The organism is Sinanaerobacter chloroacetimidivorans (assembly GCF_018128545.1).
GTDB lineage: Bacteria > Bacillota > Clostridia > Peptostreptococcales > Anaerovoracaceae > Sinanaerobacter > Sinanaerobacter chloroacetimidivorans.
Window position 1 is genome coordinate 1 of sequence record NZ_JAGSND010000005.1, and the last position, 16,533, is coordinate 16,533.

Consider the following 16,533-nt stretch of genomic DNA (forward strand, 5'->3'; position numbering starts at 1 on the left):
CAGAACTCATTTGGTTTGATCTGGAAACTTATGATGCTTCAGCTAAGTAGAAATTAAATCTAACTAACTAATAAATAATAAAATTATAGCACTTTTTTGTCACACATTATATAATAAATGATAATAATAGCAACAAGCCTCCCTTCATATACATTAAGAGGGGGGGACGGCCATGAAAATAAAAATAAACAAGAAAAAAATCAAATGGCAGATAGCCGTGGTCATTCTGTTTGTGGCCATGGCCATTACCATATTCCCTACATATGACAATATCCTGGCAAGAGTACAGAAGTTGACAAGTGCCGATGTATTGTTGATCGATCCGGGCCATGGCGGTATGGATGGCGGAGCGGAAAGCGCTGCGGGAGTAACGGAAAAGAATATTAATCTGGCTATTGCACTGCACATAAAAGAATTGGCAGAACGCGACGGGTGGAACGTTGTAATGACCAGAGAGGAGGATAAAGGGCTCTACAATGAGGATGAAAAAAGGACCATACGCAGCAAGAAAACGGAAGATCTTTTAGCAAGGAAAAAAATGATTGAGGAGGCCCAGCCTCTTGCTGCTGTAAGCATCCACTTGAACAGCTTTAAGCAGGATCGTTCCGTAAGAGGTGCACAGACCTTTTATCCCACCGGTGGAGATGACGTAATCGTAGAGGAAAGTAAAAAACTTGCGGAAGCAATTCAAGAGCAATTAATTATCGGCATCAATGACGGAACGGAAAGAACGGCATTAGGAAAGCGGGATGTATTATTATTTAAGAACCCGGCAGCTCCTATTGTCATTGTAGAATGTGGATTTCTCTCGAATCCGGAAGAATCCAAGCTTCTGGAAAATAAAGATTATCAAAGAAAATTAGCGCAATCCATCTACGACGGTATTATGAAGTATAGCGGAAAGGAAGCTCACAATCCTATTCTCACCATCGACAGCCGTGGATAAGAATCTGGTTTCAACATAAAGTCAGCGCCCTGTGGATAAGTGGATAAACAAAAAAGAGAATATCATAACCAATCGTTGGAAATGAAGTGTTTTCTTCTTTGAACTTTATCCACAAGGGCCCTTGGATAAAATTGTATACAATTTGGCCTGCCTTTGTGGAAAAATCAATAAAAGCTTACGATTATGCCTATTATAGCTTGTTGAAAAAAGTTCGTAATGGACAAACATGGGTTAACATAATACAATGTATATGACACGAAGAACAGGAAAAAATACTGGGCTAAGCAGCCCTGGTACCGGGAAAGGCAAAACATATGCTGAAGGAAAAGAATTTTTATAAAGAAGGTTTGCCTGTAAATGTGATCACAGCAGACATCCAAGAGTATCCTATCCATTTCCATGATGACATTGAGGTTGTTTATGTGCTGAAAGGAACCGTAAAGCTGAAAAACGGATACTACACCTATACGTTAAAACAAGGTGACATCTTTATTTTAAATGATCGTGAAATACACAGCTTTTATCATACCGATGAGCCCAATATGGTCATGATGCTGCAGCTTGATCTTTCTTATTTCTCCAAGTATTACGGAAACTTGAAAAACAGCTTCTTTGTAACGGATATGGAGGATGATGATGATGAAAGCCTGGAGGCACTGCGGGGGATTCTGGCACGCATCATGTTGGAAGTTCTGAAAAAAGGATATGGCTACGAATATAAGATTATTGAAGGTGCACACAATCTTCTTGCAAATCTTTTGGCTAACTTCCAGTATTTTGCCATGGAAGACGGGAGATTTGTCAATGAAGCCAAAAATATGGGCAACAAAGTACTGGCCGGGCGATTAAACAGAATCACGGACTATATGTATGAAAACTATACCAGAAGATTGACCTTGAATGAGATTGCAGATAGGGAACATCTGAGTATTTATTATCTTTCTCATGTAATAAAGGAGGCAACAGGGCTGAGCTTTCAGGAGCTGCTAAGCTTCATTCGGGTGGAGGAATCGGAAAAACTGCTTCTGGGAACCAATAAGAAAATTGGCGTAATCTCTGAAGAATCAGGGTTTTCCGCTATTCGGTATTACATAAAGTACTTTACAAAATGGTTCGGAATGCATCCGGCCGAATACAGGGAAAAATATACGGGAAGAGTCAGCAGCAGAGAAATCTCAGCTCAGTATACGCTATCCAAGCCCGATGATATTTTAGCTGCAATCAAACATCAGTCCAAAGAAATCTACACATCCTATGAGAGGGAGCAAGGACCTGCATTGACCATCGTAAATCTGGACTTGGATGAACCCTTAAAGCATATGAAAGATGTGGAATGTGGGATCAGAGATTTATTCTCATTCAGCAGCATGGCTCCGGGGGCCTTCGCTTTTAACATGCTGACGGCACTCAATGAACATGTGATAGCAGCAGGAGAAAATTATATCATTACGAGGCTTCATCGCGGCCATTCGGACAAAGATGCTTTCAGCATTCTTCTTTATAATAATAATGATAAAATAATGGAATTGGCAAGGAAGGGACTTTCGTTAGAGGAAACCCAAAATAGACTGGTTGAATTTCAGGACGGCTCGGAAATTCTCATTAAAATTTCCGGAATGAACGGACAATATCAAATCAGCAGATATAAATTTTCGAAAGAAAATATTCTGATGAGTTACAAGGTGAAGCTTGGGATTTCCAACGCGTTAGCAAAACGGGAGCGGTTGACCAGCAGATGGGCCACTACCCCAACAGTCGATTTTACGACGGTAACTACGGTGGACACCCTAAGCATACAATCTAATTTAAAGGGCTTCAGTGCAGAATTGATCCTAATCGACAAAAAAGGCTGATAAATTCGTATGGTGATCAATGTGTTTTAAATACATGCCGGAATCAGACAAGAGGATATTCTATAGTGTACATAAAAAGTGCACCCCAACTGCATCTGGCATTTGGGGTGCAATTCAAATCTTGCATGATTTTTTACAGTCGGCTGCCCGGTATCCGATTCTTTGATTATCTTTTCAATCTCCTGCTTTTCCTGTCAGATGCTCAATTGTTATTTCAACAACAACACAATTGTTCCATTGATCCTTTATGTACTGTTTACCGGATTCTATAAAATCAGGTGAATATTTATGCAAGATCAATTCCAATCCGGCCTTTTTATCCTGATCCTCAGTCAGAACTCTTGCTTTTCCAAAGGCTATAGCACTTCTAAATAAAGAATTGAAATCCTCGGGAATGATATGATCCTGATCGATTACACAAAAAGATACCTTTTCACTTCTTTCTATAGCATCAAGTTTATAACCTCTGGCTGCGCAGTGAAATATAATTTTATTATCGCTGTAGACATAGCTTAAGGGAACTGCGTATGGGTATCCGTCATCACCATTAACTGCCAAAACTCCACTTGTATTGTTCTTTAAAATTTCAATGGTTTCTTCTTTTGAAAGGGCATTCCGCTTTCTTTTCATTTCTCTGAACATTTTTCTTCTCCTTTTTATAATACCGTTTAGCCTTTGTTAAATTATACCTTGCCATGAAACTTTTGTCACATGTGAATTAAGACTTGTTTCGATAAGTACTCTGACAAAACAACAAATTTGTCATCGTAATAGTCAAGCCATACCGCCCCCGAAGAAGTGGCAAACCAGAATTGTACTTGATTCGGAACAGCAGTTTCATTTGCTGTAAAACAAGCGAGAAAGAGCAAATGAGTACATTTTTTGAGCAAACACATAATTGAATATTCTGAATTCGTTTGATAAGATTTAGCTGTACCAAATCGCAGATTAACGATATGTCATAATCAATAACATATGGAGGTAACAGTATGAATCTTTTAATTATTGGAGCGGGTGGAGTTGGTACATCTGCAGCCATGATTATCAACAGAGCCGGTATAGAAGGGGAATGGGCTAAAAAAGTAGTCATTTCCGATTATAATCTTGCAAGAGCGGAAGAAGTTGCAAAATTGTGTGATGATCCTCGTTTCATTCCGGAAAAAATCAATGCGAAAGATAAGTCCAGCATCAAGGATGTTATCGAAAAGCATGGAATTACATATGTGATGAACGCCGTGGAACCTGACTTTAATGAAAATATATTTGATACCTGTCTGGAAACCGGTGTAGGGTACCTTGACTGTGCAATGACATTGTCAAAAAGACATCCAGAGAAGCCTTACGAGCTTACTTATATAAAGCTTGGGGATTACCAGTTTGAGAAACATGAAGAATGGGTAAAAGCCGGTAACATGGCTATCGTTGGATCCGGTGTAGAACCGGGCATGGCCGACGTATTTGCAAAGTATGCCGCAAAGCATCTCTTTGACACCATAGACGAGGTAAATGTGAGAGACGGAGATAATTATCAGATTCCGGGGTATGATGGGGTTGCCTTTGGCTTCTCTGTTTGGACTACGATTGAAGAGTGCCTGAATCCCCCGGTTATTTGGGAAAAGGAGAAGGGCTGGTTTACAACCGAATCCTTCTCTGAGCCTGAAATCTTCAATTTCCCTGGCGGAATCGGTGATGTTGAAGTAATCAATGTGGAACATGAAGAGGTTTTGCTTGTACCAAGAGTAATAGATTGCAACAGAGTTACTTTTAAGTACGGCGTTCCTAGGGAGATGAGAGCGCTTCTTAAGGATCTGGAAGCCTGCGGAATGGACAGCGCAACCCGGATGATTAAGGTGGGAGATACCGAGATCTCTCCAAGAGACTACCTTGTAAAGGTAGTTCCAAGTCCTATTGAATTAGCTCCGAAGATGATCGGAAGAGGCTGTGCAGGAACTTGGGTAACGGGGACAAAGGACGGAAAGAGAAGATCGGTTTATTTATATCAGGTAGCTGATAATCAGGAATGCCTGAAGAAGTATACTACCAATTCCGTAGTGGCACAGACGGCGGTTGGCCCTGTTATCATGCTGGAATTAGTAGCAAAAGGAATTTGGGATCTGAAGGGCGTACACGGACCGGAATCCTTCGATCCGGATCCCTTTGTAGAAAGACTTGCGAAGTATGAGTTCCCAGCAGGAATCAGAGAAATGGATTCCGCATATGCCGATGCATTAAATGAAAAGAGACTTCTGGACGCGTTAAAAGAGAATACTTCAAAATAATAAGAGAAAAGTGCCTGTCGGGTGAGGATCCTCCAAAGTATTTTTCAAAACCTTAAGATATCGGTTTTGCACTCACTGACAAGGCACTTTTTGTATGGGCAAAAGAATTATAAAAAATTACAGAAAAAATAAGATAGGAACATTTCTTTTGAACTGCATATGCTATAATACAAATAGAATATTATGGCAATGGAGCTTTCATTATGGAGAATTTCAAATCACAAGCATTAGAAGTAAATTTAGCACAGACCCGGGATATGGAGATGGACATACCGGAGGAACAGCTATGGTTCGCCGACCTGTCCAAATCAAAATGGGGAATACATAAACGTGTTGAAGAATTTATCATAGAATTGAACCACAAGTATGTGAACTATCAGTATGTTATAGAAGCATTGCATACCATCAGTTTAACAGATCTGTGGTTCTATAATTCTCTGCCGGAATCGGAAAAGGCCCTTAAGGTTTTGCTACAGATATTCAAAAAACTCATGGATTCGGACCTGAATGATGATCAAAGGGAGCTGCTGATCAAAACGCTGATTAAATTTATGGAGCGTTTGGCAAATTTGGACGATTTTCCTACATCCGTGATTTGGCAGGGCCTTACTATGATAAGGGAAGATCTGCAGAAGCATGAGCTTCTCTATGTTTTTAATCTGGGATACTTTAAGACATATTTAAACAAAATTGCGCAGTTTTCCGAGTTTCGTGCTGCTCTGACTGAAATAACCGTCGGACTTGTAGACAGGTGCATTGATTTCTGGGAAGAAAGTTGTGATCTGGAAGCATGGCTTAAGAAGAAAAATCTCTTGTTTTGCTCTGTGGATCAGGAGGCCTTTCAGGAAATCGGAAAACCCTTTTTTGCAAAACTCAGGCAGGACCTGAGACAGGCGGCTGATTGGGATGAACTTTGCAGTCTTATGTTCTTTAATGACATTTCTAACTATTTTCGCGGATTTACAGATAAATTTAACACCTCCCTTGAAAAAATTTATTATTTGCAATACCTGCTGCAGCTTCCGGGTATGAACTATTTAAAAGACCATCTGCTTTACGATATGAATCGTTACTTACGAAGCGTACTCAGGGAATTGGACGAAAATGATATTACTCTTTTTCTGGACACGATCATGATTCTCTTTGAAGAACTGAAGGCGGAGCATTCCGGAACGGTGCTGGACTGTATCCTTACCCTTGGAAAAGAAGTCATCAACACGGAAAATGAAAGTATCATTTCCTATTTTGTAAAATGTCTGATCAATATGGGATTCAATTATCCCGGCCAAATGTCTGTAAACGCTGACTGGCAGATACAGATTAACGCCAATCATGTAAAAAATATCAAGGTCTGGCTTGAATTGATAGAGTGTGCTCCTTATGAAATGAGAGAACTGCTGGACGCGTTGATTGTGAATTTAAAATTAGGCGGAATCTTTATTTCTGATACGGATCTCTTCCAAAGAGAAGTTACAAAACTGCTGAACTCCAATATCGGATCGGTTTACCGGGAGATGAAACAACTGGCCAGGATCTTTCCGGTGTATTTCCGTGAGATCGGAGCGGAGGGCAAACTTCGAGAGGTTACTACAACGGTAGATGAACTGTCAAGAAGGCAAGATAGGCTGATTCATTTTCTCAGAAAGCAAATTCACACAGAGAGTAATAACACCCATATAGAGTTGACCAGGCGCATCCTGTTGTACTGGTATGACGGCAAAATAGATCATCTGAAGGATATGGTGCCGACGGATGTGTTCCAATGGCTGGATCTAAAAAGCGATTGGTATATAAAAGCTCATAAGGCCCTGACAGACCTATGTAGAGAAGAGAAAACAACTCTTGACCGGCTCTTTGGAGATATGGATCGATTAAAGGAGCTATGTAAACAAACGAAGGAAAACAACAGGGACAAAAAACGGGTACTTTTGCTTTTTCAGATCTACACGTTATTATTGGAAAAATATTCTCTGGATTCAGAGGATATTGTATCAATGCTGAAAAATTATCCTTTTTTCTCCAAAAAAGAGCTTGAAGAACTGGATACGGTGCTGAAAGAAAATAATACGGAATTATGTTTGCGCCGCATTTATCTTCTGATGAAGAGGCTGAAAGAGTTGATTCTTGATCCGAAAGAAAGTATCGCACAGGAAGATATTTATTATAAGCGCCACATCGCAGTGGGAATCCCCTCGATGTACGGCAGATACATCGAGACCAAATTCGAAGCATTGGGCCTGATGTTCCGCCTCGAAAAGACGGCATCAAAACTGATGGTGGCTCTGCTCCAGACTGTTAATCTTGAGTATATCACTGCAAAGACCTTTCGGCGTATTTACGATATGCTGGCGTTGTTTCGGGAAGGGCTGGAACTGGACGGGATCTCCAACCAGGGATTTAATTCCAATCTTGACATGCTGAAATACAGCCTTTCGTCACCCAGCTTTTCACTGGATCAGTATATCAATATCTTTCAGTTCATGGCTCAGGATATGAAGCATATCATTGATGAGTACTTTATTGATGTGTATGCAGGCCCGCTGAAAGCGATTATTCCTCAGGCATTTCCGGAAGCCAGAGGTTTGTCTGACGCAGAGAGCAAACAGCATTCTCAAATCGAAACGGAGAAATTCCTTCGGGAAAATCTATCTTCGGCATTCCTGGTTCAGGATCTTGATAATTTTATCACAAATAGTATCGGCACATTGAGAAGCATGATTGAAACTTACTCTGATGAATTTATCAAGAACGTTATGACTTACGACCCTGATCTGGTAATAAGCCCTTTGAACAGAGTCACTCTGGAAATGGATAATCCGGTGTTTCTGGGTGCAAAGGCATATTTTCTGAAGAAGCTGATTTCCTACGGATATCGGGTGCCGCCAGGATTTGTACTTACTACGGAAGTCTTCCGCCACAAGGATACGGTAACCATTCATCCCCGGATGAGACAGGAATTGGATCAGTATATTCTAAACGCCATAAAGGAAGTAGAATATATGACCGCCCAAAAATACGGCAGCCCGGAGAATCCGCTGCTGTTTTCTGTACGATCGGGATCTTCTTTTTCTTTGCCCGGTGCGATGAAGACCTTTCTTAACGTTGGAATGAATGATGAAATTGCAGAAGCTTTCGGGAGAAGACCAGGCTTCGGATGGACGGCCTGGGACTGCTATCGTCGATTTTTTCAGAGCTGGGGGATGGTTTACGGCATCGAGAGGGATGCGTTTGACCAGGTCATGCAGGAAAAAAAGATGAAGTATGGTTTGAAATTAAAAATTGAATTTACGCCTGAGCAAATGAAAGAAACTTGTTATGCCTATGAAGAAATCCTGAAGGGACACGGCATTCAGATAGAAAAAGATCCTTTTTTGCAGTTGAAACAGGCCATTTTAAGCGTGATGGACTCATGGTCTACAAAAAGTGCTGTTTACTACAGAAATCATATGCAAATTGCCGATGAATGGGGAACTGCAGTAATCGTACAAAAGATGATACTGGGCAATCTGTCTCCCAAATCCGGAACGGGAGTGTTATTTACAAACAGCCCCTTTAATGAAAAGCCCGGAATTAATTTGTATGGCGATTTTGCCTTGTGCAGTCAGGGCGAGGATGTGGTTTCCGGGTTGGTGAATATTTTGCCAATTACTGAAAAACAGAGGAAACAGAGTCATAGTGACTGTAAAATTTCATTGGAGTCGGCCTTCCCCGCTATTTATGAATCCCTGCTGAATACGGCAAAGAAATTGATCGAGCAGCATGGCTATGTACATCAGGAAATAGAGTTTACCTTTGAATCCGATCATCCGGACAGCTTATATATTTTGCAAACGAGAAATCAGAATATGAAAAAACAAAAATCCACAAAACGATTTTCATGTCCCGGAAACCGGATGAAACGTATCGGAAGCGGTATCGGCATCGGCGGAGAAGCCCTGTCAGGACTGCTGGCTTTTGATATGGAGGATATTACAAAAATAAAGAAACAGAATCCGGAAGAAAAAATAATTCTTGTAAGGCCGGATACGGTTCCTGACGACATCCCATTGATCTTTCATTGCGATGGCCTGATTACGGCCAAGGGAGGCGCCACCTCACATGCTGCCGTAACAGCTGCCAGTTTAGGAAAAGTTTGCGTCGTAAGCTGTAAAGGCCTTTCCGTAAACGAAACAGCGAAAAACTGCATTATCAACGAATTCCAATATGGTCTGGGCGATAAAATTTCCATTGATGGAAATTTGGGATATATCTATGAAGGGCTGTACCCGATACAGGAGGATTAGGTCATACCGAAATCTCATAAGATGTTTAAAATGCCGATAGGCACAAGATAGAAGTAAATACATAAAAGGAGAGACTGAATGGAAACGCAATTAAAGAACAAAAGGATGCTGGGCATTAACGGCATAGGAAGAATCGGCAAGCTTACTTTATGGAATCATTTAAACCTCAGGCACTTTGACGGCATCGTAATCAATGCCGGAAGGGAAGTGGGCAGGAACCCGGAAGATATCCTGCAATACCTGAAAACAGATTCCACCTATGGCTCTATTGATCAGTTTTTATATGGTCATTCGGGGAAGCAATGTGAAGTAAGGATTCTGGACAAATCTGAAAATTTATTTCAAATGAACGGCTGTACTGTAAAGGTTCTGACAAGCGAAAGAAACCCCAGAAATATCTCATGGGCAAGAGAAGGGGTTAGACTGGTAATTGACTGTACCGGTGTGTTTTTGGATCCTACCCTTCCGGCAGATCATCCGAAAGGCAGCCTGAGAGGACACCTGGAAGCCGGAGCGGAAAAGGTTATTTTAAGCGCACCCTTTAAAATGAAAGATTCCTCCCAGAAAATTCCCGCTGACAGTGCTATGCTCGTATATGGGGTCAATCATTCCAGCTACGATCCTGTCAAGCATCATATCATTTCCGCCGCAAGCTGTACAACTACCGCTTTGGCGCATATGATGAAGCCCTTGCTGGAAACGGAGGAAACTTCGAAAATCATCACTGCTTCCATGTCTACGGTTCATGCGGCAACGAACAATCAGAGCATATTGGATGGCCCTCCAAAATCCGGCACGAAGGATTTGAGACGGAATCGATCTGTCTTCAATAATATCATTCCTACTTCAACCGGTGCCGCCATTGCTCTGGAGGAGATTCTTCCGGAGATCAAGGAGATCGGATTTATGGCAGATTCCATCCGGGTACCAACCAGTACGGTTTCTTTAATTTCCCTTAACATTACCTTCCGCTCTATCGTTTCGGAAAACGGAGTAGCAATCATCAACAAAGACTTTCTGAATGATATTTACCGGAAGGCGTCAGAGGGAGCACAGAAAGATTTCCTCTTTTTCAGTGAACTGCAGAATGTTTCTTCCGATCTGATGGGGTGCCAGGCGGCTGTCATCATAGAAGGACATGAAAACCATACCAGAACGGGATTCATGGCCCTTGATGCCGAGCTTCTGCAGCATTATGGGATCAACACAACGCAGGATATCAATTTCCCCGTCACCCATGCCAAAATTTTCGGCTGGTACGACAATGAATTCGGCTGCTATGTGAATTGTCTCGGAAAACTTACCAAATATATGGATAAAAATATGATTTGATAACCGTTCTCCAAAATACGCTTTCCCGAAAAGAGGCAAGCAATTACAAAACCCCTTCCGGCAGACACTGAAACGACGGTTTCACCTGCCGAAAGGGGTTTATTTACTAGAATAAAAAGCTACTCAAATATCTCTTTTGCCTTCACCATAATATCGGATATGGGCAGGTGCTGCGGACAATGTCCTTCACAGGCCTTGCACGCGATACAGGCCGATGGTCTTCTGTCCGGCGACATCCACATGTCAAAATCTGCCTTGACTTTATGATTACCCTCATACAGGTACCAGTCATTGTAAAGACTGATCACAGCAGGAATCTGAATTTTTAGCGGACATGGCATGCAGTATTTGCATTCAGTGCAGGAATACTGAATCAGTTTGTTGTACTCATCTGCCACGGACTTTATAATGGCCTGCTCTTTCGCCGTTAAGCTGCTGGGGTCGGCAGCCTCTATCACCCGGATATTCTCATCTACCTGTTCCATGCTGTTCATACCGCTTAGGATGGTAAGCACTTCAGGGAAATCTGCAACCCAGCGCAGAGCCCACTCGGCTGGAGTTCTTTTGATGGGTGCCTGCTGCCAGAATTCCTGTATGGTCTTTGGAAGGATATCCGTTAGTTTCCCGCCTTTTAAGGGCTCCATGACGATAACCGGAATCCCCTTGGAACCTGCATATTTTAGGCCCTTAACCCCTGCCTGAAATTCCGCATCCATATAATTCAGCTGAATCTGGCAGAAGTCCCAGGGATAGTAGTCAATGACCTCCTGAAAGAGGGTAAAGTCATCATGGAAGGAAAAACCGATGTGCTTGATTTTTCCTTCTTCTCTTTTCTTTTCCAAAAATTCCAGAACATTATATTTTAATACACGTTTCCAAATAGGAACGGTAATGTTATGGACCAAATACATATCGATACAGTCTACATCCAGTCTTCTGAACTGCTCTTCAAAAATTTTCTCGATGTCTTCTTCCGATTTGGCGAACCATGCCGGCATTTTATTTGCCAGCAGCACCTTTTCCCGGTAACCGTCTTTCAAAGCCTTTCCGACCACAACCTCACTGTTTCCGTCATGGTACATGTACGCCGTATCAATATAATTGATACCTTTGTCTATGGCGTTTCGGATCATGGCGATGGCTTCCTTTTCGTTGATTTCACCGGGATTGCCGTCCAATATGGGCAACCTCATGGTTCCAAAGCCGAGCAAGGAGATTCTTTCTCCGGTTTTCTGAAAGGTTCTATACTTCATATATAACACCTGCCTCGTTTCTTTAGTTTGATTGGTTTTAAAGTTTGGTATAATATTTTTAAATTTTACTATAATATGTTACCATATTTCAATAAAATAAGATATAATGAACGCAAAAGATTGCCGCAAGGAAGCGTTCATTGCAAAGCCCACAAACTGAAAGGAGAGAAAAATGAGGAGAAAAGACAGAGAACTAACCAACAAGGCAGACATTGAAGATGTCTTAAAAAGAGCTTTCGTATGCCATTTGGGGTTGGTAGACGGAGACCAGGCGTATGTGGTTCCGATGAATTATGCCTATGAAGACGGCCATATCTACCTGCATGGTGCAAAAGAAGGAAGAAAAATCGATCTCATTAGAAAAAACAATAAAGTCTGTTTTCAAATGGAGCTTTTCAATCCTGAAATCGTTAAGGGAAACGATAAGCCCTGTGATTGGGGAACCTCCTTTCGAAGTGTAATCGGAACGGGCATTGCCAGATTTCTGGAAACCTCAGAAGAAAAGGAAAGAGGACTTGGAATCATAGTCGGAAAAGAAGATGAAAGAACTTTCTCCTTTCCGGAAAAGATGCTGAATGTGACAGCCGTCATCGATATTGAAATACTGGAAATGACAGGAAAGGTAGCAAATGATTAAGGACAAGCTGGATGATTTTCTTGAAAAAGCTCTCATAAATTATGATTTGCCGGGATTGGCGGTAAGCGCAGGGACGATTTCCGGTTCTACTGGCAGCCCTTCCTGCAGCTTCGGCGAAACCGCAGGATTCACTTACAGAAAAGCGTTGGGATATAAGGATTTGGTAACGAAGGCACCTTTACTGCCCGAGCATATCTTTCATATGGCCTCGGTTACCAAGCTTTTCGTCGGCACTTCCATACTTCTGCTCCGGGAAAAAGGGCTGATTGATTTAGATGGTGCCCTAACCGACTATTTACCCTGGTTTCAACTGAAAGACGACCGATATCGCCTGATTACCATCCGTCACCTTCTCAGCCATACGGCAGGTCTGACGGATGTACAAGACTATCATTGGGACAAGCCGGAAACCGACGAAGGAGCGCTGGAAAGATATGTACGTTCCCGGGAGGTTCTTGAAAGCTCCCTCTTATGGTCACCGTCGGACGGAAAATTTTCCTATAGCAATATAGGCTATGAAATACTAGGTGTCGTCATTGCAACGGTATCCGGGATGCCTTTTGAGGAATACGTTAGAGAGAATATCTTCCGGCCGCTGGAAATGCATGATTCGACTCTGCTTACCTATGAACGGGGGATTTATGAAGGAGAACAGGCCTGGCCATCTAATCTTTGCACTCCTCATGAAAAGGACGAGCAGAAAAATATTGTAAGGTCAAAACACTTTCCATATAACCGGGCTCACGGCCCAAGCTCCACACTTACGTCGAATGTGACGGATCTTGAAAAGTGGGGACTGGCCCATCTTGGGAAAAAGGTACTGAAAAAAGAAACCTATGATTTGGCATGGACGCCTCAGGCACTGGTTCCGAATAACGGCGAGCAGATCTGCCTCGGCTGGTTCTGCCGTGAACAAAACGGGTTTACTCTTTTTGGCCATGAAGGAACCGATGACGGTTTTCGTGCGAGTTTCTGGATCTGTCCGGAACGCAGTCTCTATCTGATCGTTTGCTCCAATATTTCCAATGCCCCGGTAAAGAAAATCAGCAAACAAGTTTTTGATTTGATTTGCTCGGAGTAAAGAACTTGGAATAAAGAAAAAGAAGAAAACCTGTGGGATTCTCCAATAAAGAAAACTCACAGGTTTCATATTTCTGATCAATTCAAAGAGTTTAAAAAATCAAGAAAATCAGTAAAATCCTCAAAATCACTCTGAATAAACTCATATAGAATCGGCTCTTTAAATTCGTATTTTGCCGTCGGGATAATACTGCTTGCCACGCTGCTTTTGTTCAGCTCTCTCTCGATTTCATGGATTTCGATCAGACTGTAGGCGGCGATAATAAGCTGGCCGTAATCCGTCGCGTAGTACAAGCCGTGAATGTCCTCGTTAAGGCGAAAGACTTTACGGTTCACATGGTCATTGTTTTTATTGAACTCCAGATAGAGTCTGCCGTTTTCGTGGATGGTTTGCATGCTGTTGGCGGAGATGTAGGCAAAGTTCTGGAAAAAATCATCCATATCCGTTAAAATCTCGTAAACCGTTATAAATTCGGGATGATTCAGCATCATGGCGGCTTCTGCCGAGGTGACAAAAAAAGAAGATCTTTTTTTCGTACTGGTGACCTTCCGACCTTCTACGGTGATTTCTGAAACAACGAGCTTATATTTACCGTCAAATTCGATGAGAGACTCGCAGAGGTAGGAAAAACCTTCCTCATCCAAGTATTCTTCAATACTGTTTTTACATAAAGTAGCTCCCGTATCCTCACAAAGATCTTCTAACGGAAGACCTTCGGCTGCCAAATAGGCGCCAGCTTCGAAATCTCTGCCAAAAATTCTCATCAAATAATAATTGATAAGTTGATAGTCTGTCAGGATCGGCGTGCATATTTTATCTTTCAGCTCTTCCAATTCTTCTTTTGAAAGAGTCACTTCCTCTTCAAGCAGAAAGCTGTATTCACTTTTTGTTTCCGGCATGGGGAGTGATAGCCGCTGATTCATCTCAGCATACTTTTGGACCAGATAAATGGCTTCCCGCTCCGTAACATCAACTTTTTTTCCGCCAAGCCCTCCGATAAGCGCTTGTTCTACTACCATTAACTCCTGGCTGTCGCTTCCGATCAGGCTTTTATATGTTTCAAATCCGTATTCTTCTGCATCAAAGTAAAAGAATTGATGAAAATCCGAAATAAAATCCAAACTGGATAATTCCCAGTGGATATGCAGTCCAACGACACCCATCAGCCTGGTATCAGTAATGAAGGCTGAAATAAAGCTGCGTTTTGTGTTGCTGATTGCAACGGATGCTCCCCCTTTAATTACGGTAAATTTTCTTTCTGTCAATCCAATACCTCCTAAAATCCCATAATTCCCTTGCATGTTAAGTATACCCATTGACATTTAAAAAATCAAGGAATATAATAATACTCGCATTGAAAACTAAATAGAACCTTATCAAGAGAGGCAGAGGGAATAGGCCCGATGAAGCCCAGCAACCTACGTATTCATATTCATGTGAATAAAAAAGGTGCTAAGTCCTACGGAATTTTATTCTGAGAGATGAGGAGAGAATGAAATAATAAACCTCTTCTTGCTTGAGAAGGGGTTTTTAATATGGTTATTTAGGGTATGAAGATGTAATAATAAATGTAATGAAAAATGAAAACAATGGGACAGCAATTCAGGAAATGTTATGTTGTAATTGTTTTATGTAGGAGGAAAAGAGAATGAAAAGATTATTTACTTCGGAATCAGTAACTGAAGGGCATCCTGATAAAATATGCGATCAGATTTCAGATGCAATCCTCGATGCGATATTTGAGCATGATCCAAAGGGAAGAGTAGCAGCGGAAACGACCGTTACGACCGGATTGGCAATGGTGGTTGGGGAAATTACTACCAACTGTTATGTAGATATTCCGAATCTGATCAGGAAGGTTATCTGTGATATCGGCTATACCAAAGGAGAGTACGGCTATGACGGAAATACCTGCGCGGTAATGACGGCCATCCATGAACAGTCCGGCGATATTGCCATGGGAGTTGATAAAGCTCTGGAATATAAGGAAGGTACTCTGCTGGATGAATCTGAAACCATTGGAGCGGGCGATCAGGGGATCATGTTTGGTTTTGCCTGCAATGAAACACCGGAACTGATGCCTATGCCTATTTCTTTGGCTCACAAACTTGCAAAACAGCTGAGTGATGTAAGAAAATCAGGGAAACTGGCATATCTGAGACCTGACGGAAAAACCCAGGTCACGGTTGAGTATGATAATGATAAGGCAGTAAGAGTGGATACGGTATTGGTTTCCACGCAGCATGATCCTGATGTAACGCAGGAACAGATCAAAAAGGATATTATAGAGTTTGTTATCAAACCGATCATTCCGGCTGACTTGTTGGATGCAGAAACCAAATACTATGTAAATCCAACCGGAAGATTTGTAGTTGGAGGACCAAACGGTGACTCAGGACTTACAGGACGAAAAATCATCGTTGATACCTATGGCGGATACGCAAGACATGGCGGCGGTGCTTTCTCCGGAAAAGACCCAACAAAGGTTGACCGTTCTGCTGCTTACGCCGCAAGATATGCCGCAAAAAATATTGTTGCCGCAGGACTGGCCGACAAGTGTGAGATCGAGCTTGCCTACGCCATTGGCATTGCAAAGCCGGTATCTGTTTTAGTAGAAACCTTTGGCACTAATAAGATTTCAGAGGAAAAAATCGTTGAGCTCGTAAATAAGCACTTTGATTTGAGACCATCGGAGATCATTAAGAATCTAGACTTGAGAAGACCGATCTACAGACAGGTAGCCGCTTACGGCCACTTCGGAAGAACCGATATCGACCTGCCATGGGAAAAAACTGACAAAGCAGAAATTTTAAGACAAGAAGCAAAGAACATGATATAATAGTTCAAAATTATTGACCTCCAGGTTAAA

At 41.9% G+C, this 16,533-nt stretch carries 11 protein-coding genes and 1 riboswitch; of the genes, 8 read left to right on the forward strand and 3 right to left on the reverse strand.

The window, feature by feature from the left end; genetic code table 11:
• Nucleotides 1-172 precede the first annotated feature (172 nt).
• Nucleotides 173-946 carry an N-acetylmuramoyl-L-alanine amidase gene (locus KCX82_RS08880; protein ID WP_227018110.1) on the forward strand — a complete coding sequence of 258 codons (774 nt, stop codon included), beginning with the start codon at nt 173-175 and terminating at the stop codon, nt 944-946.
• Between the two features lie 314 nt (nt 947-1,260).
• Nucleotides 1,261-2,799, forward strand: coding sequence for an AraC family transcriptional regulator (locus KCX82_RS08885; protein WP_227018111.1), 1,539 nt, complete (start codon nt 1,261-1,263; stop codon nt 2,797-2,799).
• A gap of 174 nt (nt 2,800-2,973) precedes the next feature.
• Here the strand turns inward: KCX82_RS08885 and KCX82_RS08890 are convergent, their stop codons facing one another.
• Nucleotides 2,974-3,441, reverse strand: coding sequence for a pyridoxamine 5'-phosphate oxidase family protein (locus tag KCX82_RS08890; RefSeq protein WP_227018112.1), 468 nt, complete (start codon nt 3,439-3,441; stop codon nt 2,974-2,976).
• A gap of 347 nt (nt 3,442-3,788) precedes the next feature.
• On the opposite strand from KCX82_RS08890, the gene KCX82_RS08895 reads away from it, so the two are divergent.
• The 3 genes from KCX82_RS08895 (at nt 3,789) to KCX82_RS08905 (ending at nt 10,693) form a co-directional block, all read left to right on the forward strand.
• Nucleotides 3,789-5,078 carry a saccharopine dehydrogenase family protein gene (locus tag KCX82_RS08895; RefSeq protein WP_227018113.1) on the forward strand — a complete coding sequence of 430 codons (1,290 nt, stop codon included), beginning with the start codon at nt 3,789-3,791 and terminating at the stop codon, nt 5,076-5,078.
• A gap of 203 nt (nt 5,079-5,281) precedes the next feature.
• Complete coding sequence (locus KCX82_RS08900) at nt 5,282-9,361, forward strand: PEP/pyruvate-binding domain-containing protein (protein WP_227018114.1); 4,080 nt, start codon at nt 5,282-5,284, stop codon at nt 9,359-9,361.
• 78 nt (nt 9,362-9,439) lie between these two features.
• Nucleotides 9,440-10,693, forward strand: coding sequence for a type I glyceraldehyde-3-phosphate dehydrogenase (locus tag KCX82_RS08905; protein ID WP_227018115.1), 1,254 nt, complete (start codon nt 9,440-9,442; stop codon nt 10,691-10,693).
• A gap of 119 nt (nt 10,694-10,812) precedes the next feature.
• Here KCX82_RS08905 and KCX82_RS08910 read toward each other — a convergent pair whose 3' ends face one another.
• Nucleotides 10,813-11,946, reverse strand: coding sequence for an aldo/keto reductase (locus KCX82_RS08910; protein WP_227018116.1), 1,134 nt, complete (start codon nt 11,944-11,946; stop codon nt 10,813-10,815).
• Between the two features lie 172 nt (nt 11,947-12,118).
• Between KCX82_RS08910 and KCX82_RS08915 the strand changes: the two genes are divergently transcribed.
• Both KCX82_RS08915 and KCX82_RS08920 read left to right on the forward strand, forming a co-directional pair.
• Nucleotides 12,119-12,583, forward strand: a complete 465-nt coding sequence (locus KCX82_RS08915; protein WP_227018117.1) for a pyridoxamine 5'-phosphate oxidase family protein — start codon at nt 12,119-12,121, stop codon at nt 12,581-12,583.
• The gene (locus KCX82_RS08920; protein ID WP_227018118.1) at nt 12,576-13,664 is read left to right on the forward strand and encodes a serine hydrolase domain-containing protein; all 1,089 of its coding nucleotides are present in this window, start codon (nt 12,576-12,578) and stop codon (nt 13,662-13,664) included. Before KCX82_RS08915 ends, KCX82_RS08920 begins: the two co-directional genes overlap by 8 nt.
• A gap of 77 nt (nt 13,665-13,741) precedes the next feature.
• Here KCX82_RS08920 and KCX82_RS08925 read toward each other — a convergent pair whose 3' ends face one another.
• Entirely contained in the window at nt 13,742-14,929 is a 1,188-nt protein-coding gene (locus KCX82_RS08925) for a hypothetical protein (RefSeq protein ID WP_227018119.1), read from the reverse strand.
• 105 nt (nt 14,930-15,034) lie between these two features.
• Nucleotides 15,035-15,152, forward strand: a riboswitch (SAM riboswitch).
• 160 nt (nt 15,153-15,312) lie between these two features.
• Here KCX82_RS08925 and metK point away from each other — a divergent pair.
• Nucleotides 15,313-16,503, forward strand: coding sequence for a methionine adenosyltransferase (gene metK, locus KCX82_RS08930; RefSeq protein ID WP_227018120.1), 1,191 nt, complete (start codon nt 15,313-15,315; stop codon nt 16,501-16,503).
• Nucleotides 16,504-16,533 lie beyond the last annotated feature (30 nt).

Bases quoted from the DNA above. Each gene is read 5' to 3' on its own strand.
- KCX82_RS08900 (WP_227018114.1), top strand. From the start codon at position 5,282: ATGGAGAATTTCAAATCACAAGCATTAGAAGTAAATTTAGCACAGACC.
- KCX82_RS08895 (WP_227018113.1), top strand. From the start codon at position 3,789: ATGAATCTTTTAATTATTGGAGCGGGTGGAGTTGGTACATCTGCAGCC.
- KCX82_RS08885 (WP_227018111.1), top strand. From the start codon at position 1,261: ATGCTGAAGGAAAAGAATTTTTATAAAGAAGGTTTGCCTGTAAATGTG.
- metK (WP_227018120.1), top strand. From the start codon at position 15,313: ATGAAAAGATTATTTACTTCGGAATCAGTAACTGAAGGGCATCCTGAT.
- KCX82_RS08880 (WP_227018110.1), top strand. From the start codon at position 173: ATGAAAATAAAAATAAACAAGAAAAAAATCAAATGGCAGATAGCCGTG.
- KCX82_RS08920 (WP_227018118.1), top strand. From the start codon at position 12,576: ATGATTAAGGACAAGCTGGATGATTTTCTTGAAAAAGCTCTCATAAAT.
- KCX82_RS08890 (WP_227018112.1), bottom strand. From the start codon at position 3,441: ATGTTCAGAGAAATGAAAAGAAAGCGGAATGCCCTTTCAAAAGAAGAA.
- KCX82_RS08905 (WP_227018115.1), top strand. From the start codon at position 9,440: ATGGAAACGCAATTAAAGAACAAAAGGATGCTGGGCATTAACGGCATA.
- KCX82_RS08915 (WP_227018117.1), top strand. From the start codon at position 12,119: ATGAGGAGAAAAGACAGAGAACTAACCAACAAGGCAGACATTGAAGAT.
- KCX82_RS08910 (WP_227018116.1), bottom strand. From the start codon at position 11,946: ATGAAGTATAGAACCTTTCAGAAAACCGGAGAAAGAATCTCCTTGCTC.